General features: G+C 71.1%; 14 protein-coding genes and 1 tRNA gene. 7 read left to right on the top strand and 8 right to left on the bottom strand.

The annotated features are described in order from the left end of the window. Nucleotides 1-33: 33 nt before the first annotated feature. Nucleotides 34-333 (bottom strand): WhiB family transcriptional regulator, encoded by a 300-nt coding sequence (locus V1457_RS06300; RefSeq protein ID WP_200068231.1) that lies wholly within the window; start codon nt 331-333, stop codon nt 34-36. Between the two features lie 214 nt (nt 334-547). Between V1457_RS06300 and V1457_RS06305 the strand changes: the two genes are divergently transcribed. From V1457_RS06305 to V1457_RS06320, 4 genes are all read left to right on the top strand, one after another. Beyond that, nucleotides 548-3,016: a transglycosylase domain-containing protein gene (locus tag V1457_RS06305; RefSeq protein ID WP_338604862.1), complete on the top strand. Its 2,469-nt coding sequence runs from the start codon at nt 548-550 to the stop codon at nt 3,014-3,016. 31 nt (nt 3,017-3,047) lie between these two features. Continuing rightward, a complete protein-coding gene (locus V1457_RS06310; protein WP_307849852.1) occupies nt 3,048-3,833 on the top strand; it encodes a siderophore-interacting protein in 786 nt (261 codons plus the stop codon). A gap of 128 nt (nt 3,834-3,961) precedes the next feature. After that, nucleotides 3,962-4,903 carry a metallophosphoesterase gene (locus tag V1457_RS06315; protein ID WP_200068679.1) on the top strand — a complete coding sequence of 314 codons (942 nt, stop codon included), beginning with the start codon at nt 3,962-3,964 and terminating at the stop codon, nt 4,901-4,903. A 51-nt stretch (nt 4,904-4,954) separates the two neighbouring features. Continuing rightward, nucleotides 4,955-5,028: transfer RNA gene (locus tag V1457_RS06320), tRNA-Pro, on the top strand. Nucleotides 5,029-5,149: 121 nt separating this feature from the next. Here V1457_RS06320 and V1457_RS06325 read toward each other — a convergent pair. From V1457_RS06325 to V1457_RS06335, 3 genes are all read right to left on the bottom strand, one after another. After that, a complete protein-coding gene (locus V1457_RS06325) occupies nt 5,150-6,085 on the bottom strand; it encodes a hypothetical protein (RefSeq protein WP_338601330.1) in 936 nt (311 codons plus the stop codon). Nucleotides 6,086-6,525: 440 nt separating this feature from the next. Next, entirely contained in the window at nt 6,526-7,527 is a 1,002-nt protein-coding gene (locus tag V1457_RS06330; protein WP_338604824.1) for an IS481 family transposase, read from the bottom strand. A gap of 268 nt (nt 7,528-7,795) precedes the next feature. Continuing rightward, nucleotides 7,796-8,812, bottom strand: a complete 1,017-nt coding sequence (locus V1457_RS06335) for a hypothetical protein (protein ID WP_338601333.1) — start codon at nt 8,810-8,812, stop codon at nt 7,796-7,798. Between the two features lie 188 nt (nt 8,813-9,000). Between V1457_RS06335 and V1457_RS06340 the strand changes: the two genes are divergently transcribed. Continuing rightward, the gene (locus V1457_RS06340) at nt 9,001-10,845 is read left to right on the top strand and encodes a prolyl oligopeptidase family serine peptidase (RefSeq protein WP_338601336.1); all 1,845 of its coding nucleotides are present in this window, start codon (nt 9,001-9,003) and stop codon (nt 10,843-10,845) included. Between the two features lie 41 nt (nt 10,846-10,886). Here the strand turns inward: V1457_RS06340 and V1457_RS06345 are convergent, their stop codons facing one another. After that, complete coding sequence (locus tag V1457_RS06345) at nt 10,887-12,695, bottom strand: ABC transporter ATP-binding protein (RefSeq protein ID WP_338601339.1); 1,809 nt, start codon at nt 12,693-12,695, stop codon at nt 10,887-10,889. Nucleotides 12,696-13,108: 413 nt separating this feature from the next. Between V1457_RS06345 and V1457_RS06350 the strand changes: the two genes are divergently transcribed. Beyond that, nucleotides 13,109-14,173, top strand: a complete 1,065-nt coding sequence (locus V1457_RS06350) for an NADH:flavin oxidoreductase/NADH oxidase (protein ID WP_338601342.1) — start codon at nt 13,109-13,111, stop codon at nt 14,171-14,173. Nucleotides 14,174-14,286: 113 nt separating this feature from the next. Here V1457_RS06350 and V1457_RS06355 read toward each other — a convergent pair whose 3' ends face one another. Further along, on the bottom strand, nt 14,287-14,778 hold the full coding sequence (locus V1457_RS06355) for a Dps family protein (protein ID WP_200068225.1): 492 nt from the start codon (nt 14,776-14,778) through the stop codon (nt 14,287-14,289). A 103-nt stretch (nt 14,779-14,881) separates the two neighbouring features. Further along, complete coding sequence (locus tag V1457_RS06360; RefSeq protein ID WP_200068224.1) at nt 14,882-15,439, bottom strand: NADPH-dependent FMN reductase; 558 nt, start codon at nt 15,437-15,439, stop codon at nt 14,882-14,884. A gap of 158 nt (nt 15,440-15,597) precedes the next feature. On the opposite strand from V1457_RS06360, the gene V1457_RS06365 reads away from it, so the two are divergent. Continuing rightward, nucleotides 15,598-16,695 carry an alpha/beta hydrolase gene (locus tag V1457_RS06365; RefSeq protein ID WP_295143071.1) on the top strand — a complete coding sequence of 366 codons (1,098 nt, stop codon included), beginning with the start codon at nt 15,598-15,600 and terminating at the stop codon, nt 16,693-16,695. 47 nt (nt 16,696-16,742) lie between these two features. On the opposite strand, the gene V1457_RS06370 is transcribed toward V1457_RS06365, so the two are convergent. Then, nucleotides 16,743-19,229, bottom strand: coding sequence for a LuxR C-terminal-related transcriptional regulator (locus V1457_RS06370; RefSeq protein WP_338601350.1), 2,487 nt, complete (start codon nt 19,227-19,229; stop codon nt 16,743-16,745). Nucleotides 19,230-19,244: the final 15 nt, after the last annotated feature.

Genomic DNA, 19,244 nt, shown 5'->3' on the forward strand with positions numbered 1-19,244 from the left:
AGCGGGCCGCCCGATCCGGCATCCGGGTGAGTTTCAGCCCACCTGGTACTCGTCGATATCCGTGTAGTCCTGACGCGCGGCTTCCAGCAGCTCGCGCCAGTTGCGGACGTCCGGGCGGCGACGCAGTAACGCGCGCCGTTCCCGCTCGGTCATTCCGCCCCAGACCCCGAATTCGATCTTGTTGTCGAGCGCCTCACCGAGGCACTCCGTGCGCACCGGGCAGCCGAAGCAGATCATCCGTGCTTTGCGCTGCTCAGCCCCACGTACGAACAACTGGTCGGGATTCTCGTCCCGGCAAGCGGCGTTAACCCGCCAATCCCCCTGCTCCAACATAAGGTTCCCCCAGCTCCTCACTGGATCGTCGGCGACTTGTTTCGTCCGGAGCCCCCCGGCACCGGATGCTGCGGCGCATGGCGCGCCGCAACGATGCTGTCGCTGGACGTGGACGAACTCTAGATCCTTTCGGTTCCACGGCCAAACAAGGGTTGTCGCTCCGTTATGTTTGACCCTCATCACATCGGGGGGTGTGCCCGGCGACGCCGTGTTGATGTCCGGCACCCGGCTTAGGCTTGCCCGCGTGCGTGTCCGGGACGGGTTGCTGAAGCTGTTCGGTCTGTGCGTGCTGGCGGGAGTCCTGGTCGCGGGGATGCTCTTCCCGATGGCCGGCGCGCTCGGCGTGGTCTCCAACCGCGCAGGCGACGCGGTGAACAACATCTCCGCGGAATTGATGACCCAGCAACCGCCGCTGGCCACGACCATCACCGATCGCGCGGGCACTCCGCTCGCTTACCTGTACGAGCAGAATCGGACCCCGGTCGCGCCGGATGAAATCTCGGATCCGATGAAGGCCGCGATCATCTCCATCGAGGACCGCCGGTTCTACGAGCACCAGGGCGTGGACTGGCCGGGCACGGTGCGCGCGGCGGTCACCAACCAGATGTCCGGTGAGATCGCCCAGGGCGGCTCGACGCTGACCCAGCAGTACGTGAAGAACTACCAGGTGCACGTGACCGCGGCCGACGATCCGGTCAAGCAGGCCAAGGCCGTCGAGCAGACCCCGGCGCGCAAGCTGCGGGAGATCCGGATCGCGCTGCAGCTGGAAAAGCGGCTGCCGAAGGAGGAGATCCTGGCGCGGTACCTGAACGTCGTGCCGTTCGGGCACCAGAGCTACGGGGTCGCCGCCGCGGCGCGCACCTATTTCAACAGCACCCCGGACAAGCTCACGATCCCGCAGTCCGCGCTGCTGGCCGGGATGGTCAACAGCCCCAGCGCCCTGAACCCGGAGACCAACCCGGACGAGGCGCTGGCTCGCCGCAACCTCGTGATCGATGCGATGGAGGCGCAGCAGCGCATCGACGCACCGACCGCCGAGCAAGCGCGCAGGGCGCCGCTGGGCCTGGTGCAGCCGTTGAACTCGCTGCCGAACAACTGCGTCGGAGCGGGCCCCGCGGACGGCTTCTTCTGCAAATACGTCATCGATTACCTGCAGAACGCCGGATTCTCCGAGGAGGAACTGCGGTCCGGCGGCTACACGATCCGCACCACGCTCGATCACAAAGCGACCGGCGCCGCCAAGGCCGCTGCGGAGAAGCACGTGCCGAAGGACACCGAAGGCATCGCGAACGTGATGGCCGTGGTGGAACCGGGCAGCGACAAGCACCGGGTGCGCGCGCTGGTCGCGAACCGCGACTTCGGCAACGACGCGGACAAGGGCCAGACCTCTTACGCACTTCCCAGCGGTGTGGCCAAATTCGGCGCCGGGTCGATCTACAAGGTGTTCACCGCGGCCGCGGCGCTGGAGAAGGGGATGGGAATCCAGAACACCATCCAAGCTCCCGGCACCTACACCTCCAAGGTCTTCCGGAACGGCACCGCCCCTTACACGGTGGGCAACGCCGAAGGCGTCTCGCCCGGCCCGCGCACCTTGCAGAAGGCGCTGGCGACTTCGCCGAACACGGCGTTCGTGGCGTTGGAAGAGCGCGTGGGGCTGAATCCGACGGTGGACATGGCGACCCGGCTGGGAATGCGCCAAACGCTGCAGCAGTCGAACCTCAGCGGTGATCCGCTGACGCCGAACGGCTCGAACGGGCCGTCGATGGCCGAAGTGGTCAAGCAGAAGAAGATCGGCGCGTTCACCCTCGGCTTCGGCCCGACCAGCCCGCTGGAGCTGGCCAACGTCTCCGCCACGTTGATGAGCGGCGGCACCTGGTGCCCGCCGACACCGATCGCCGAGATCACCGACCGGCAGGGCAACCAGGTCAAGATCACCGAAGATCCGTGCGAGCAGGCCGTGGACAAGGAACTGGCGAACGCCATGGTCGTCGGCATGAGCCAGGACGACCAGGCGGGCGGCACCGCGCACGCCGCGGCGCAGGGCGCGGGCTGGAGCAGGCCGATCGCGGGCAAGACCGGCACCACCGAGGCGCACCAGTCGGCCGGCTTCCTCGGCGCCTCACCGCAATTCGCCGGTGCCGTGCTGACGTTCTCCGACGGCAACCGGCCGCAGGGGATCTGCGACAGCACGCCGCCGACGCTGTGCGGGGCCAACGGCGGCAACATCTACGGCGGCAAGGTGCCTGCGCGCACCTGGTTCGACGCGATGAAACCGATCCACGAGGGTCTTCCGGAGATCCCGCTGCCGCCGGTCAACGAGCGCTACAAGAACGGCGGCGACGAGTTCCAGGTGCCGAACGTCGTCGGGCTCGGCGCGGACCGGGCCACGACGTCGCTGGAGAAGGCCGGCTACAAGGTGCAGAAGCGCTCGATCAACAGCGAGCGGCGCAAGGGCTCGGTGACCAGTCAGACGCCGCGCGGTTTCGCGCTGCCCGGCGAGACGGTGACGCTGTCGGTGAGCACCGGCTACGTGCCGCCGCCGTCGACCGCACCGGCCCCGCCTCCCCCTGCTCGGCCACCGGAGGCGCCTGCTCGCCCGCCGGAACAGCCGGAAGAGCCCGCGCCGGGCGGTCCCGCGCCGAATCCTCCCGCCGCGCCGCCGCCGGGGAACTCCCCTCCGTAGCCGACTCGGTCGCTGCCTAGACTCGGCGTTCGTGGTGGACACGCGGGCGAGCATCCGGCGAGTGCGTTCCCGGTACCGGTTGGTCCAGGTCCGGTCGGTGCGGTGGCTGACGCCGCGGATGCTGCGGATGGTGCTCGGCGGCCCGGAGCTGGCGGATTTCGACAGCACCGGCAGCGACCAGCGGATCAAGCTGTGCCTGCCGCGGCCGGGGCGACCGACTCCGCTGGGCCGCGACCGCGCCGAGGTGTTCGCGCTGCCCCGCGAGCAGCAACCTAAGCAGCGGACCTACACGGTGCGCTGGTTCGACCCGGCCGCCCACGAGCTCGCGATCGACTTCGTGGTGCACGAGCACGAGGCGCCGGGCGCGTCCTGGATCTCCACCGCGGCCCCGGGCGACCAGGTGGTGGCCGTCGGGCCGAGCCCGTCCTACGCGCCGGACCCCGCGGCCGATCGGCTCGTGCTCGCCGGGGACGAGACCGCGTTGCCCGCCATGCTGGCGATGGTCGGCGAGCTGCCCCCGCAGGCCCGCGTCCAGGTGTTCGCCGAAGTCGCCGACGCCGCCGAAGAACAGCAAGTGCGGACCGAAGCGGACGTCTCGTGGACCTGGCTGCACCGCGAAGGCGTTGCGGCCGGGCGGAGCACGCTGCTCGAAGACGCGGTTCGCGCGGCGGACCTGGGGCCGCGCCCGGACGTGTGGGCCGGTGCCGAATCCACGGCCGTGCAGCGCATCCGCGAGCACTGCCAGGACGTGCTCGGGCTGGACCGGCGCCGGGTTTACGCGCTGGCGTACTGGCGGCTGGACGCCGCCGGGCCCTGACCCTCGACGGGACGTCGATTTACCTGGTCACAGCGCCGGAAAGGGCGGTTGGCGGCGCGGCCCATCCCGGGCGTCGCGGGCCTGCCACCGGCCGTAGGCTGGATGGCGTGAACAAGTTGGGTCGGATCATGCTCGCCGGTGGCGCGGTCGGTGCCGCCACCTTCGGATACGCCGCCGGTGTGGAACGCAGCCACTGGACGCTACGGCGCGCGGAGATTCCCGTGCTGGCCGAAGGCGCCCCCGAACTACGCGTGCTGCACATCTCCGACCTGCACATGCTGCCGAACCAGCGCTCCAAGCAGCGTTGGGTGGCCGCGCTGGACGAACTCGCCCCCGACCTGGTCGTCAACACCGGCGACAACCTGGCGCACCCGCAGGCGGTGCCCGCCGCGCTGCGCGCACTGGGCTCGCTGCTGGACCGGCCGGGCCTGTTCGTGTTCGGCAGCAACGACTACTACGGGCCGAAGCCGAAGAACCCCGCGCGCTACCTGCTGCCGTCGGCGAAGACCAAGCGCATCCACGGCGACCCGCTGCCGTGGCGGGATCTGCGCGCGGCGATGACCGAGCGCGGCTGGCTCGACGTGACGCACCGTTGGAGCGACCTGGAAGTCAACGGAGTGCGCATCCACGTCGCCGGGCTCGACGACCCGCACCTCAAGCGGGACAAGTACTCGAAGATCGCGGGCGCGCCCGCGCACGACGCCCACCTGCGGCTGGGCCTGACGCACTCGCCCGAGCCGCGGGTGCTGGACGCGTTCGCCGACGACGACTACGACCTCGTGCTGGCCGGGCACACCCACGGCGGCCAGCTGCGGCTGCCGGGCTACGGCGCGCTGGTCACCAACTGCGAGCTGGACCGCGCGCGGGCGCGCGGCGCATCGACGTGGGGCGAGCGGATGCACCTGCACGTCTCGGCCGGTCTGGGCACCTCGCCGTACGCGCCGGTGCGCTTCGCCTGCCCGCCGGAGGCGACGCTGTTGACGCTGGTCCCGCGTTCGCGCGCCGGGTCGGCCGAGTCGGCGGCCGCGGTCGGCAGCCCCCCTTCCGGAGCGCGCACGAACATCCGCTAGACTTTTTCGCGGCGGTCGGACAGGGACCCGATAAGTCCACCGCCGGAAGATCGGGGTGTGGCGCAGGTTGGGAGCGCGCTTCGTTCGGGTCGAAGAGGTCGTGGGTTCAAATCCCGCCACCCCGACAAGTAAAGGGCCTGGTCAGGACTCCGCAAGGAGTTCCGGCCAGGCCCTTTCTCATGTCCGGACCGCGTCTTGCACCGGGCGCGGCGACTCCGCCAGTACGTGGCCCTGCTCGTTCTGGCGCTAGCCGAGTTGGGCGCGGATCTCGGGGAGCAGGTTCTCGCTGAACGCCTGCTTCAACCGCTGCTTCGCCTTGTCGAGCAGCAGTGCCTTGAGCGGGTCCAGGCAGTGCTGCACGACCGCCGGATGGCGGGACGGGGATTTGCACAACAGGACCGCGAGCGTCCGCAGCGCGGGCAGCAGCGTGGCGGCTTGCTCGATCCCGCCGAGGCCGAGTGCTTCGGTGAGGCGTTTCCAGAGCTGCTTCGTGCACGCGGTGACGACCTTGGTGGGAATTTTGCGCCCGCTCGCATTGACCACCTTGTCGAGCCGCTTTCCCACCACCTGCGGAACCGCGTCCCAGGCGCGCTTCGCCTCCTCGATCACCACGACGAGCTGCACGAGCAGTTCACACCAGAAGTGATCCGCCATCGCCGTGCGAGTGTCGACGCCCAGCGGTCCGATCTCCCGCTCGACCTGGGCAAGGACCTGGCCGAGCAGCTCGCCCACTGCTTCTACCCGATCCACATCGGTGCGGGCGGTCGCGAGCTTCCGGTTGGTGTTGTCCTCTCGTTCCCGAGTCGTGGCATCGACCGTTGCATCATGCGGAGCCGAACTCGATGGAGACTCTGCGGGGGCGTGCGGAGGTTTCTCCTGCTCCCCAACGGAATTCGTGGTGGCGTGCAGTTCATCGCGGAGTGCCCGGAGCACATGATCGCGTGCGGTATCCACCGCAGCACGCTTGTGGTTGATCGTCGATCGGGAGCGGTTCTTCCCTGCAGCGGCGTGGTCTTCAGCAGCGTCCCAGCGACAGTCGGCTCGTTGCCGGAATTCGTCGAGAGCATCGGGAGATCGGTCACGGATCAGCGAGATGGCGCCGGGCCAGCCGTGCTGGGAGCCTCCGCACTGGCACTCGCAGGTATCGCCACCGGCACGTTGACAGTTGGACGGATGCGTCAATTTTCCTCCAGGGCGCGGAAGAAGAGCCGCTGAAAACGCATGCTTCCCGGCAGCGTGGTCTTGATCTACCGCTGGTCCAGCGAAACTCGCTGCGTCGCGATGCTGGTCTTGCGCTTGTCCGTGCGGGTCGTCCGATGCGTTCGGACGGTGGTAGGCGCTGACCCGGTGTGCCGATGCCCGCTGCCGAACGGGGGACGTGAGTTCCGGTGCGCTGCTCCGTGCCGACGAACGCGCGTCGACGGCGTGCTCAGGTTTGGAGGTTCGGCGTCAACGTTGCGTCAGGGGTTTGGCGGGTGGCGGGATTGGACTGGTGATGTCCGGTTCGCGAGCCGGAGGGCGGCGATGGTCGAGTGGTTGCGGGCGCCCGGTGCGCTTGCGGTCATGCAGGTTCGACCTTGGGAGCGTTGGGACAAAGCTCCGAGAGCAACATAAGCGCACGGCTAGCTGTATGAGGCCATGACGTTGGTGACGCCGGTGGAGAGCCGGGATGCTGGTGGCTGATCTCCGGCGGCAGTGTGTGGCCGATGGTAGTTGTAGTGCACGTTCCAGACCGCCAGAGCCGCGGTGCGGTGGTGTTCGCTGGTCCAGACGCGGGCGTAGAGGAATTCTTCGGCCAGGATTCGGTTGTAGCGTTCGACTTTCCCGTTGTGGCGTGGGGTGTAGGGCGTGATCCGCTGGTGGCGGGCTCCGCGCAGGACGACGGCGAAGTCCTTCGCGCGGTAGCAGGCGCCGTTGTCGGTGACCAGGCGATGAATGTGGGCGATGCCGTGACGGGCGAAGAACGCGCGGGCGCGGTGGACGAATCCGATCGCGGTCCGAGCCTTCTCATCGGGGAGAGCTTCGGTGTAGGCCAGGCGGGAGTAGCCGTCGATCGCGGAGTGCAGGTAGATGTAGCGGGCCCGCTCGCCGCGGGTCTTGCCGCAGGCAACCCGTTTGTCCTGGTCGCTGCCTTTGCCGTGGACGCGCCAGCCACCACCGTCGGGGATCTCGCCGGTCTTTTTCACGTCCAGGTGGACCATGTGCCCTGGCCAGCGAGCGAGGATCCGCCGCGGCTGGCGGTTGCCGGCGCCGGTGGGGTCGAGGAACCTGCGCCGGTTCAGCCCGAGATGCAGCAGCTGCCGACCAACGGTCCGCACCGAGATCATCACACCCTCGGCGGAAAGTTCGGTGGCGATCCGGCGCGCTGAATACTTCCGCTGCCGGCGCAGCTGCTCGATCCGGGTGATGGCCTCGGCAGGTGTGGCGGTGGGCTGGTGGTGCGGAACGCTCGGGCGATCGAGCAGCCCTGCCTCGCCGTGGCGGCGCCAGCGGTTGACCCACTTGCTGGCGCATTGGCGGGAGAGGCCCATCTCGGCGGCGACGTGGGCGATCGGGCGGGTCTGGCACCGCTGCACGAGCCGACGGCGGCCCTCGACAGACAGTGGGGCATTACGGTGATGCATGGACGGGTCTTTCTGTCCGGCGGACGAGTTGGTCGCACTTCTCATCCTGCCGCCGAAAGACCCGTCCCCCTCCTCAGACCCCGCCAGCCGACACCAACGTCACGACCCGCAACAGCTAGCAAATTCCGCGAGAAGTTCTGACCAGGCCGTCCTCTGCTCCAGGATTCCGCAGGGAGAAGGCGGGGAGCCGTTCTCGATGATCGGCTCCCCGCCTCGGAGACCACGGTGGAACGCGGTCGTCCGGTAACGGCCACTGCTCGGACAGCTGTCAGGAGCAGGTCCAGGACACCGGCTTGGACGGCCCGCGCGAGAGCAACGCGGTGCCGCCGATCACGCTGCCGTCCGGACTGATCGAGCTCGCGGAGAGATCCCAGTTGTTGATCCCCGGCAGCGGAACCTGCTGTCCATCGGCGAACAGGGTTGCCGTTGCCGCCCTGCCCTCGCTGTCCCGCCTGGCCGCGGCGACCCAGCCCTGTTCGTTGATCGCCCCCGAGTCGAAGATCGTGTTCGGGATGACCTCGGCCGTGCCGGTGTCCAGGTTCCAGCGGATCTCGCCGCTGCTGCCGGAACCGATCACCCACGGGCCGTTGATCTGGTGGGCCTCCAAGTGCTCGTTCGCGGGGATGCCTTCGGGCCGCGGCAGCGCCGCGGAGGTGCCGTCCGGCCGCCAGACGAAGCCGTTGGTCGGGGCGCCCGGAGTCTCGCCCGCGACCGTGCCGACCGCCGTGCCGTCCGCGGCGACGTCCTCGGCGACACCAGGCGGTCCGGGCAGGTCGACGGGCTGGTCGGAGCCGGGTGCCCAGCTGACCGGGACCTCGCCTGCTGCGTCGCTGCGGAACCCGACGATCTGCCCGGTGTCGTTGATGCCGCGCGGCGTCACGTGGCCGGGCAGCACGCGGACCTCGCCGTCGCGGTAGACGTACGGACGGCGTTCGCCGTACTCGTCGAAGATCCCGCCCACCGCGACGCCGTCGGAGTTCACGTCTTCCAGCCGGTCCGGCAGGTTCCCGGGCGTTTCCAGGATCTCGCCGTCCCGCCACACGACGTGGACCAGGTCGGACGGCGTGCCCTCGACCGTGCCGACCAGTGTTCTGCCGTCCGGGCTACCGCCGCTGACGTTTCCCTTGGTCGCGCCGGGCGGCATCGGCAGTTCGTGGATCCGGCACTCGGTGGGCGCGGCGGCCTGCGGCTCAGCGACCGCGGGCACCGGTGCCAGCGCGACCGACCCGGCGAGCACGCCGCCCAACGCGACCAGCCTGGGCAGAGTCGTTGCTTTGGAGACCAATGCAGCTCCCTCGTGTTGTTGCGCGGACCTGAAGTGGACGATGAGCGCCGAGCCGAAGTCGCCCGCTGCCGCGGCGCGGGCGAGCTGCGTCGGGAAACCCTTCACCGGGTACGCCGCGGATTCCGCCGACGGCGATCCGCGCCCCTGGGGGCGGCGACCTGTCGGACGGATCGGGCAGGATCGGTGGGGTGAGCACCTATCCTGACGCGAAGATCCCGGAAGAGCTGTTCGACGACGCCGAGCTGGAGCGGCGCTGGCGGGCGCGGTTCAGCGCGCCGCGCGTGTCCCTGCCGGACTGGGCGCGCGACGCCCCGGCGCGCAGTCTGTACGTCTCCAACAGCAGCGGAACCTGGGAGCTCTACGCCTGGGACCGGGACTCCGGCGAACACCGGCAGGTCACCGACCGGCCGAACGGCACCTTCCACGGCACCTTGTCCTCGGACGGGACGCGGGTGTGGTGGTTCGACGACACCGACGGCGACGAGTTCGGCAAGTGGGTCAGCGAGGACTTCACCTACGGCGGCGAGAAGCCGGCCGAGGCGGTGCCGGGCACGCACGCCGGCTACCCGGCCGGGCTGGCGCTCGGGCCGACCGTGACCGGGATCGGGATGTCCACCGACGACGGCGTCACGATCTGGGTGTCGAAGCACGGCGCGAGCCCGGAAGTCGTCTACGAGCACGAGCAGGACGGCGGTCTTTCCGCGCTGTCCTGGGACGAGTCGCTGCTGGTGCTGTCGCACTCGGAACACGGCGACAGCAGGCACCCGGCGCTGCGGGTGCTGCGGGTGTCCGACGCGGCGACCGTCGCCGAGAAGTACGACGGGCCGGGCAAGGGCCTGGACGCGCTGGACTTCGCGCCGGTGAGCGGGGATCCGCGGCTGCTGGTGCTGCACGAGCGGCACGGCCGCGAAGAGCTGCTGATCTGGGACGTGCTCGCGGACACCGAGCAGGAGCTCGACCTCGGACTGCCCGGTGAGGTCTCCGCGGACTGGTACCCGGACGGTTCGGCGCTGCTGATCGCGCACACCCATCGGGCGCGCACCACGATGCACCGCTACGACCTGGCTTCTGGCGAGCTGACCGACCTGTCGACCCCGGCCGGGACGGTCGGCAACGCCTCGGTGCGACCGGACCGGTCGGTGGAGTACTCGTGGTCGTCGGCCGCGACGCCGGGGCTGGTGCGCACGCTGACCGCGGACGGCGAGGACCGCGTGCTGCTGACGCCTCCCGGGGAGCGGGCGCCCGGTTCGCAGCCGGTCGGCGACGTGTTCGTGGAAGTGCCGTACGGGCCGAACGAGACCGTGCACGCGCTGGTATCCCGCCCGGAAAACTCCGGGGACGAGCCGTTGCCCACGGTGTTCAACCTGCACGGTGGGCCGCACGCGGCCGACGAGGACCGGTTCTCGTCGTACCGGGCGGCGTGGCTGGACGCGGGCTTCGCCGTGGTGGAGATCAACTACCGGGGTTCGACCGGTTACGGCTCGGCTTGGCGGGACGCCATCGAGGGGCGTCCGGGGCTGACCGAGCTGGCCGACGTCGCCAGGGTGCACGACTGGGCCGTCGCGGAAGGGCTCACCACGCCAGCGTTGAGCGTGGTCGCCGGAGCTTCGTGGGGCGGCTACCTGACGTTGCTGGCGCTGGGCACGCAACCGCAGCGGTGGGCGGGCGGCGTGGCCGGGGTGCCGGTGGCGGACTACGTCTCGGCCTACGCCGATGAGATGGAGCCGTTGCGCGCCTACGACCGCGCGTTGTTCGGCGGCTCGCCGGAGGACGTCCCCGCGGTGTACCGGGACTGCTCGCCGCTGACCTACGTCGACGAGGTCCGCGCGCCGGTGCTGGTGCTGGCCGGGGACAACGATCCGCGCTGTCCGCTCCGGCAGATCCTGAACTACCTGGACCGGCTGTCCGCGCGGCAGGTGCCGTTCGAGTTCTACCGCTACGACGCCGGGCACGGTTCGCTGGTGGTGGCCGAGACGCTGCGCCAGGTTTCCGCGGAGATCCACTTCGCGCAGCGGGCCGTCGGGCTGGCTTGATCGGACCGGGGCCGCCGGTCAGCCCGGCGGCCCCGGCACCTTCACCGGTGCCGCGCGTGCAGCGGATCGGTGAGCCCCGCAGGCCACGGCGGGCGGAGCCGGACCGTGGAGGTGTCGTCGGGACCGGCAGCCGATGCCGTCGGCTCCTGCTGAACCGGCGCGTTCCCGGCAGCGTTCGTGCCTTGCCCGCGCAGCCGCACGATCCGGTCGGCCAGTTCGGCGAGATCAGGATCGTGGCTGATCAGCAAGGTCGTGCGGGTGCGGGCGAGCCGGCGCAGCGGGGCGAGGACGTTGCGCTTGGACTCCTGGTCCAGTCCGTTGGTCGGTTCGTCCAACACCAGCACTGGAGCACGGCGCAGCACGGCGCGGGCGATGGCGATCCGTCTGCGCTGGCCGCCGGAAAGCAGCGCTCCGCGCTCCCCGAGCACCGTGTCGTAGCCGTCCGGCAAGGCGCGGACGAACTCGTCGGCGTCGGCTTCCTGAGCCGCTGCGACGACGTCGGCCCGAGACGCCCCTGGCGCGGCGAACGCGATGTTGTCCGCGACCGTTCCGTGCAGCACGTCGGCTTCCTGCGGCACGTAGGCGATCTGGTCGCGAACCTCGTGCAGCGGGAGCCGGGGCAATTCCACGCCGTCCAGCAGCACCCGGCCCGCGCCCGGGTCGTAGAACCGCAGCAGCAGCCTCGCCAGCGTCGATTTCCCGGCTCCGCTGGGGCCGGTGACCAGCACGAACTCTCCCGGCCGAACGTGCAGCCGGAAGTCGCGAAGCGCAGCCCGGCCCGCGCCCGGGTAGCCGAAACCGACCCGGTCGAACTCGATCGCCCGCCCCGCGGGGCGCCGCGGCGGCAACGACACGCCGCTGGGCGCGTCGGCCACCGCCGGTTGCGCGTCCATGAGCTCGATCAACCGCTCCGAACCGGCGCGCGCGGCGGTCACCGCCATGGTGATCCGGCCGAGGTCCTGCAGCGGCGGGTACAGGTAGCCGATGTAGGCGGCGAACGCCATCAGGCCGCCGATGCTGATGCGCTGCGCCGAGATCTCCCACACGCCGACGCCGATCACCAGCAGCACGCACCCCGTCTCGACCATCGTGACCAGCGGCGGGTACAGCGCGGACAGCCGCGCCTCGGTGATCTTCGCGCGGAACCAGCGCATCGAGGCGGCGTGCAGCTCGGCGGATTTGCGCGGCTGCTGGTTCGCGGCCTGCACCAGCTCGATGTGCCCGAGTCCTTCTTCGACGACCGTGCTCAGCTCGCCGTTGCCCGCCCGCTCGTCCCGCGACGCCGACCTGATCCGGTTCGCGAAGCTACGCGCCACCAGCCAGAAAACCGGCGCGAGCGCGAACGAAAGCAGCGCCAGGTCCCAGCGCAGGTACAGCGCGGCGCCCGCGTAGAGGACCACGCTGAACATCGCGGTGACGGTCTCGACCATGCCGGATGCGACGAGCCGTTCCACCGCCTCCACGTCCCCGGAGAGCCGCGAGACCAGATCGCCCAGTTTGCTGCGCGCGAAGAAATCCGGGGAAAGCCGCTGCAAATGCGCGAAGACGTGCGCGCGCAACCGCACCAGGAAACGTTCGGCCGCCCGCGCGGAAAAGTAGGAGCCGCCGAAGGAGGCCGCTGCGCCGACCGCCGCGATCGCCAGCCAGGACAGGCCCGGCGCCCAGAACTCCGCCAACCTGCCGGTCGCCAGCGCGTCGTCGGTGATCAGCATGAACATCCAGATGCCCGCGGTGTCGGCCAGCGCGGAGATCACCAGCAGCACCGCAGCGACCAGCAGGCCACCGCGCTCCGGGCGCAGGAACGGCCGGAAGCGGGCGAAAACCTCGCGAATTCCCGGCGCAGCGCTCATCTCGGTCCTTCCCGCTGCCCCGGCGGGCCGGTGCTGAACCGACCGGCCCGCCGAGGATCAACTCACTTGTGCGGCGGCCGGCCCGGCTCCGGCTTCGGGGGCTTCGGCGGCTTGGGCGGGCGCGGCTTGCCTGGGACCGGAACGGGGAAACCCATTTGCGACCTCCTGGTCGAATCGAATCACATTTCGCCGGGCCGTTTCGGCGCCGACTGGAATCAACCTACCGAGCATTTCGGAACGGATTCGACGGAAAATATCCGGAAATCCGCTGGGAAGCTCCTGGACGAATTCCCGCGTCCGGCCGGGCTGCCGATTTCCCAGCGGGCGCACACCGTTCTACGAGGAAGTTCCCAGCCGCTGTGAGCTGCCGTACAACAGGAATAAACCCCTGCGCAGCCGGGTTGTTGCGAAATATGAGTCACCTGTTCGAGCCGCTGAAGCTGCGCGATGTCGCCATCCCCAACCGGGTGTGGGTCTCGCCCATGTGCCAGTACTCCGCGATCGACGGCGTGCCCGGCGATTGGCACTTCGTCCACCTCGGCCAGTTCGCCACCGGCGGTGCGGGCCTGGTCATGGCCGAGGCCAGCGCGGTCGCGCCGGAAGGCCGGATCAGCCCCGCCGACGCCGGGTTGTGGAACGACGAGCAGGCCACCGCGTGGCGGCGGATCACCGACTTCCTGCACCAGCAGGGCTCGACGGCCGCCGTCCAGCTCGCGCACGCGGGACGCAAAGCTTCCACGGAGGCTCCGTGGGACGGCGGCGCGAGCGTTCCCGAATCAGCGGGCGGCTGGCGCACGATCAGCTCCACCGACGCCGCCTTCGGCGAGCTGGCCGCTCCGCGGGCGTTGACCGAGGCGGAGGTCGCGGCGCTGCCCGAGCAGTTCGCCGCCTCCGCCCGCCGCGCCGAAGCCGCCGGGTTCGACGCGGTGGAGCTGCACTTCGCGCACGGCTACCTGGCGCATCAGTTCTACTCACCGCTGATCAACGACCGCACCGACCGCTACGGCGGCGACTTCGCCGGCCGGGTGCGGGCGCCGCTGGAGATCGTGGACGCGGTGCGCGCGGTGTGGCCGCAGGAGCGGCCGCTGCTGGTGCGGATCTCCGCGACCGACTGGGTGGACGGCGGCTGGACCGGCGACGATTCGGTGCGGCTGGCGAAACTGCTGGCCGAGCGGGGTGTGGACCTCGTCGACGCCTCGACCGGCGGCGCGGTGCCGGACGCCCGGATTCCCGTCGGTGCGGGTTACCAGGTCCGGTTCGCCCGCCAGGTCCGCGCGGAGGCCGGAGTGCCGACCGGCGCGGTCGGCCTGATCACCTCGCCGGAGCAGGCCGAGGAGGTCGTCTCCTCCGGCTCGGCGGACGCGGTCCTGCTGGCGCGGGAACTGCTGCGCGACCCGCACTGGCCGTTGCACGCCGCGGACCGGCTGCACGCGGACAACATCTGGCCTCGCCAGTACGGGCGCGCCCGCCGCGCCTGACGAACCGGGGCGCCGGACCCCTCCACCCCGATGGACGGGGTGAACGTCTCCCGGCCGCGAACACGAACGTCCCGCCGGCAGTGGTGCGCCGGCGGGACGTTCGTGCGCGCGAGTCAGGCTTCGGCGAGCTGGGCCTGCCACATCCAGTGCGTCTTCTCCAGCTCCTGCGCGATGCTGATCAGCATGTCCTGGGTGACCAGGTCCGTCTTGTCGGTCTCGTCGATCCGGCCGCGCATCCGCCGGATGATCTTCTCCAGCGACTCGACGACCGCCTCGATCACGTCGCGGTCCTGGCGCCAGCCCTTCTCGAAGGTGGGCACGCCGGAACCCTCGGCGACCGTGGAGGCGCGCCCGTCCGGCGGGACGCCGAGCGAAGCGGCCCGTTCCGCGACGTCGTCGGCGAATCCGCGCGCGGCGCTGACCAGCTCGTCCAGCTGGAGGTGCACGGTGCGGAACGACCGGCCGACGACGTTCCAGTGCGCCTGCTTGGCGACCAGGTGCAGGTCGATCATGTCGAGCAGGGTGCCTTGCAGCGCCTTGCCGGTGATGTCCTGCTCCGCATCGCCCAGCGGGCTCGTGACCGGAGCCTTCGACTTGTCGCCCATGAGGTACCTCCTCGTGCTCGGGTGCGCAGTCGGTTCAGGAAACGCACCCGTGGGGTACCCGAGCGGGGCCGAAAAATCACTCGCCGGCGCGGACGGAATCGAATCAGCGGTGCCGCTGCGCGAACTCGACGACCTGTTCACCGATGGTGCGCAGGGTTTCGGCGACCTTCGCGTCGGAGCACTCGCCGTCCGGGCCGAAGCGGGTCTCGGTGGAGTTCACCGCGGCGCCCAGCGGCGTAGGCCACCCGCGCAACGCGTGCACCACCGACCGCAACGCGTGCAATGTGCTCACGGTTGCCTGCCAGCCGTAGGCGGTTCCGACGCAGCCGACGGCCCGTCCGTCCAGGTAGGGCGGATCGTCGCCGCGCAGGTCCTCGACGTAGTCCAGCGCGTTCTTCATCAGCCCGGAGATCGTGCCGTGGTAACCGGGCGAGGCCAGCACGACGCCGTCCGCGGTGCGCAACGCCCGCACCAGCTGTCCGGCCGCGGGAACGCGCTGCGGGTCCTCCGGGTCGTAGAACGGCAGCACCAGGTCGTCGCCGCCGATCGCCTGCACCTTCGCGCCGGCCGCCTGGGCGCCTGCGAGCACGACGTGCATCGCCCGCTCGGACTGCGAACCCGGTCGCATCGAGCCGCCGAGGCCCACCACGGTCACCGTCATACGTCGATCCTTCCCTCGCAGCGGCGTACCGCTGGCGGCTCGCGATTCACGCTACGACTTGCAGCCAGCTCAAGGTCAAGGTGCGAAGCGGTGTCCCCGAACACGCCTACTTGTGAGTAGCCTCGGGTTCGCGTGTTCACCGTCCGGAAGGTTCCGCCATGTCGATAGCCACCGCCGCGCTCAGCTCCGCCCCGGCCACCCGCGTGCTGGGAGCCGGGTTGCACACCGTGTTCGCGCTGCCGCGCCCGATCCGCCGGGCCATCGCGGGCACGCCGCTGCGGATGGACGGGCAAGAGCTGGCGCTGGACGCGCAACTGCTGCTGAAGATGCAGAAGCTCACCGGAAGCACCCAGCTGTCCGCGCCGACCGCGCAGCTCGCACGCGCGATGATGACCAAGTCGCACGGGATCGTGGAACGCACCGAGATCAGCGGTGTCTCGGTGGGCGACCGGCGCATCCCCACGCCTTCCGGCGAACTCGCAGCCCGGCTGTACCGGCCGCAGCACGTGCACGACCCGAGCGGGCTGCTGGTGTTCTTCCACGGCGGCGGCTGGGTCGTCGGCGACCTGGACACCCACGACGACCTGTGCCGATACCTCGCCAAGAACGCCGGAACGCGGGTGCTGTCGGTGGACTACCGGCTCGCGCCCGAGCACCCGTTCCCCGCCGCGTTCGACGACGCGATGGCGTCCTGGCGGTACGCGGTGGACAAGGCGACCGAACTCGGCACCCGGCCGGAGTGGATCGCCGTCGGCGGGGACAGCGCGGGCGGGAACCTCGCCGCGTCCGTGGCCTACCAGGCCACCCGCGAAGGCGGGACGAAACCGGCATTCCAGCTGCTGCTGTACCCGGCGGTGGACGCAACGGTCCGCAGGCGTTCCCGCGAGGTGTTCGGTGATTTGAACCTGATCCTCAGCGACGCCGACATGACCTGGTTCCTGGACCAGTACGTGCCGGAGATGGACCGGCGCGCCGACGTGCGGCTGTCGGTGCTGCTGGCCGAAGACCTCGCCGGGCTGCCGCCCGCGCACGTGGTCACCGCCGGGTTCGACCCGCTGCGGGACGAAGGCGAGGAGTACGCGCGGCGGCTCACCGAAGCCGGCGTCCCGGTCGTCGCGCGCCGGTTCGACGACCTCGTGCACGGATTCGCGAACCTGCGCCAAGCCGGGACGCGGTTCAACGAGGCGTGCAGCGAGATCGCCGGGACGCTGCGAGCCGGACTCGCGCTGGGCGAGCCGGTCGACTCCGTTCCCTGAGTCCGCGGCGGTCGAGCGGCACCTGAGCCGCCGCCGACTCCCGCGCATCACTCGTCCAGCAGGCCGCGCAGGCGGATCAGCAGATCTTCGCGGGTGTTCGCGCCGAGCCGTTGCTTCATCCGCCCGATGTGGTGCTCCACGGTCTTGGCGGAGATGAACAGCTTCTTGCCGACCTGCTTGTAGGTGAGCCCGGACAGCACCAGCTCGGCGACCTCGCGTTCGCGGCCGCTGAGCGCTCCGCCGTCCGGGCCGCCGACCGCGCGCGGCCGTCCGGGCTTGCCCTGCAGCGAACGGGCGCACTCCAGCAGCGCCAACATCGCGGGGCGGTCCGGCGTGTGCAGCGCCGCCTGCCCGGCCAGCCGGGCACCGTCCCAGGTCAGCCCGGCCGCGTGCAGCCCGCGAGCTGCTTGTTCGGTGGCTTCCCGATCCACCTCACCGGCCAGCACACCCAGCCACGCGCGGGCCGCCGCGGCCATCGCCGACGCCATCGGACTGCTGGCGGCCATGGCGTCGAGTTCGGCGGCGTGCTTGCGCGCGGCCGTCGGGTCCTCGGCGACGATCGCGGCCTGCAAGCACTTCCAGCGCAGCAGGCCCGCCCACAGCGGCGGGTCGCCGAGCTGGCGAAGCAGCGCGAACGCGGCGTCCAGGTGCGGGTCGACCCATTCCTGATCGTGCAGCCGGGCGCAGGACACGACCAGCTCGCCGAGCGGCAGCAGCCCGAACAGGTCCGCCGGGTGTTCGGCGATGGCCTGCCGCGCCCGGCCGCGCACCGCGTGCAGCGCGGCGGTGTCGTTGTCCCGGTCGGCGATGCCGGCTTCGACCGCGGTCGCCAGCAGCCGGTCGCGGGCCTGCAACGACTCCGGCGCGGGCGCGGCCTGCTCCAGCGCGGATCTTGCGCCGACGGTGTCCCCCCTGGTCATGGGGATCCACGCGGCGAGCAGCCGGTGCCGCACGGCCAGCATCGAACCGCCGCTGCCCGCTTCGATCGCGCGGTTCACGACCGAGGCCGCGACGTCCAGCTCACCGCAGTGCAGCGCCGCGAGCGTGGCGATCGCGGCCGGGGTGTCCGGCACCAGCACTCCCGGGCCGACGGGCTCGGCCAGCGAGGCCGACCGCGCCAGCATGGACAGCGCCGTGGCCGGGCTGCCGGTGATCGACTCCCGCAGGCCGTCGACCAGCTGGTCCGAGGAACCCGACAGCGAGGTCGGCGGTGCCGCCGCGTCGGTGCTCCCGTCGAGCAGCTGCTCCGCGTCGCCGAACCGCCCGATCCCGATCAGCGAAACCGCCGCGTACGCCCGGTCTCCCGGCCAGCGCAGGTGCTCGGCCGACCAGCGGCACAACTGCGCCGAGCGGGCGGGCAGCCCGCGGTGCGCGAGGACGCCTGCGGCGACCTGCACGCCCAGCGCCCGCTCCGGGGCGGAGGAGTCCACGATGACCTCGTCGGCCAGCCGCAGCGCCTCGTCGAAATCACCGGCGACGGCCGCGGCGCGGGCGCGCCGCGCGGCCAGCGTGGGCGCGGGCGTACCCGCGGACACGGCAGCGTCGAAGAACCGGGAGGCCAGCGCCGGTGCCTGCCGGACCGCTTCCTCCGCGGCCTGCTCGAACGCGGCGGCCATCGTCGGGTCGGCGGCCAGCGCGTCGTGGGCGTCCAGGAACGGCCGCAGCAGGCCCAGCACCGGTTTGCCGCGGTCCAGCTGCACCCGCACCAGCCTGCGCACCGCCCGCAGCCGCCATTCGATCGGCGTGAGCAGCAGTGCGGCGTTGCGCACCACCGGCAGCAGCACGTCCGAGCCGTCGACCAGCCCGCTCGCCCGCACCGCCGAGAGCGCGCGCAGCACCGCGTCCGGTTCCAGCTCGAGCAGCCACGCCAGCACGTCCGGATGGGCGGCGGCACCCACCGCGACCGCGCTCACGCAGTCCCTGGCAGGCCGGTCGAGCCGTTCGAAGTCGTGCTGGAACTGCTCCACGACGCGCTGCGGCAGCGCCTCGGGCCGGTCGTTCGGCCCGAGCCCGGCGAGCATCGCGGCGACGTAGCGCGGCACCCCGCCGGTCTGCGCGAGCACCCGCTCCAGCCACTCGTGCTGCGGTGCCGCGCCGTACGCGCGTTCCGCGAGGTGCGCCACGTCGTGCGCGCTGAAGGCGCCCAGCAGCACCGGCGGGCCGAGGGAGTGCAGCAGCTCGGTCAGCTCGGCACCGCGTGGCCACGGCCGGTAGGCAACGACCAGCCGCGCGCCCGGCGTCTCGGCCAGTTCGCGCAGCGCGGGCAGCCGCTCGGGGTCGAGCAGGTGGGCGTCGTCGACGAGCACCGCGGTCGAGGCCGGGTCGGCCACCTCTTCCGGGCGATCGGCGACCGGCACGCCCGCGGCGCGGTAAGCGCCGGTCAGCTCGCGCAGCAGCGTCGTCTTGCCGTGCCCACCGGCTCCTTGCACGGCGGTGCGGATCGGTGCCGCGGGATCCGCGGTGATCGTTTCGCGGAGGCGGGCGGCACGCAGCTCGGTGGTCGGGTCGGGGGCGGGGACGGTCCGATGGTTCACAGGAGTCCTCGGTTC

This window comes from Saccharopolyspora sp. SCSIO 74807 (genome assembly GCF_037023755.1).
GTDB lineage: Bacteria > Actinomycetota > Actinomycetes > Mycobacteriales > Pseudonocardiaceae > Saccharopolyspora_C > Saccharopolyspora_C galaxeae.

Bases quoted from the DNA above. Each gene is read 5' to 3' on its own strand.
- V1457_RS06315 (WP_200068679.1), top strand. From the start codon at position 3,962: ATGCTCGCCGGTGGCGCGGTCGGTGCCGCCACCTTCGGATACGCCGCC.
- V1457_RS06360 (WP_200068224.1), bottom strand. From the start codon at position 15,439: ATGACGGTGACCGTGGTGGGCCTCGGCGGCTCGATGCGACCGGGTTCG.
- V1457_RS06305 (WP_338604862.1), top strand. From the start codon at position 548: ATGTCCGGCACCCGGCTTAGGCTTGCCCGCGTGCGTGTCCGGGACGGG.
- V1457_RS06350 (WP_338601342.1), top strand. From the start codon at position 13,109: ATGAGTCACCTGTTCGAGCCGCTGAAGCTGCGCGATGTCGCCATCCCC.
- V1457_RS06300 (WP_200068231.1), bottom strand. From the start codon at position 333: ATGTTGGAGCAGGGGGATTGGCGGGTTAACGCCGCTTGCCGGGACGAG.
- V1457_RS06330 (WP_338604824.1), bottom strand. From the start codon at position 7,527: ATGCATCACCGTAATGCCCCACTGTCTGTCGAGGGCCGCCGTCGGCTC.
- V1457_RS06355 (WP_200068225.1), bottom strand. From the start codon at position 14,778: ATGGGCGACAAGTCGAAGGCTCCGGTCACGAGCCCGCTGGGCGATGCG.
- V1457_RS06365 (WP_295143071.1), top strand. From the start codon at position 15,598: ATGTCGATAGCCACCGCCGCGCTCAGCTCCGCCCCGGCCACCCGCGTG.
- V1457_RS06345 (WP_338601339.1), bottom strand. From the start codon at position 12,695: ATGAGCGCTGCGCCGGGAATTCGCGAGGTTTTCGCCCGCTTCCGGCCG.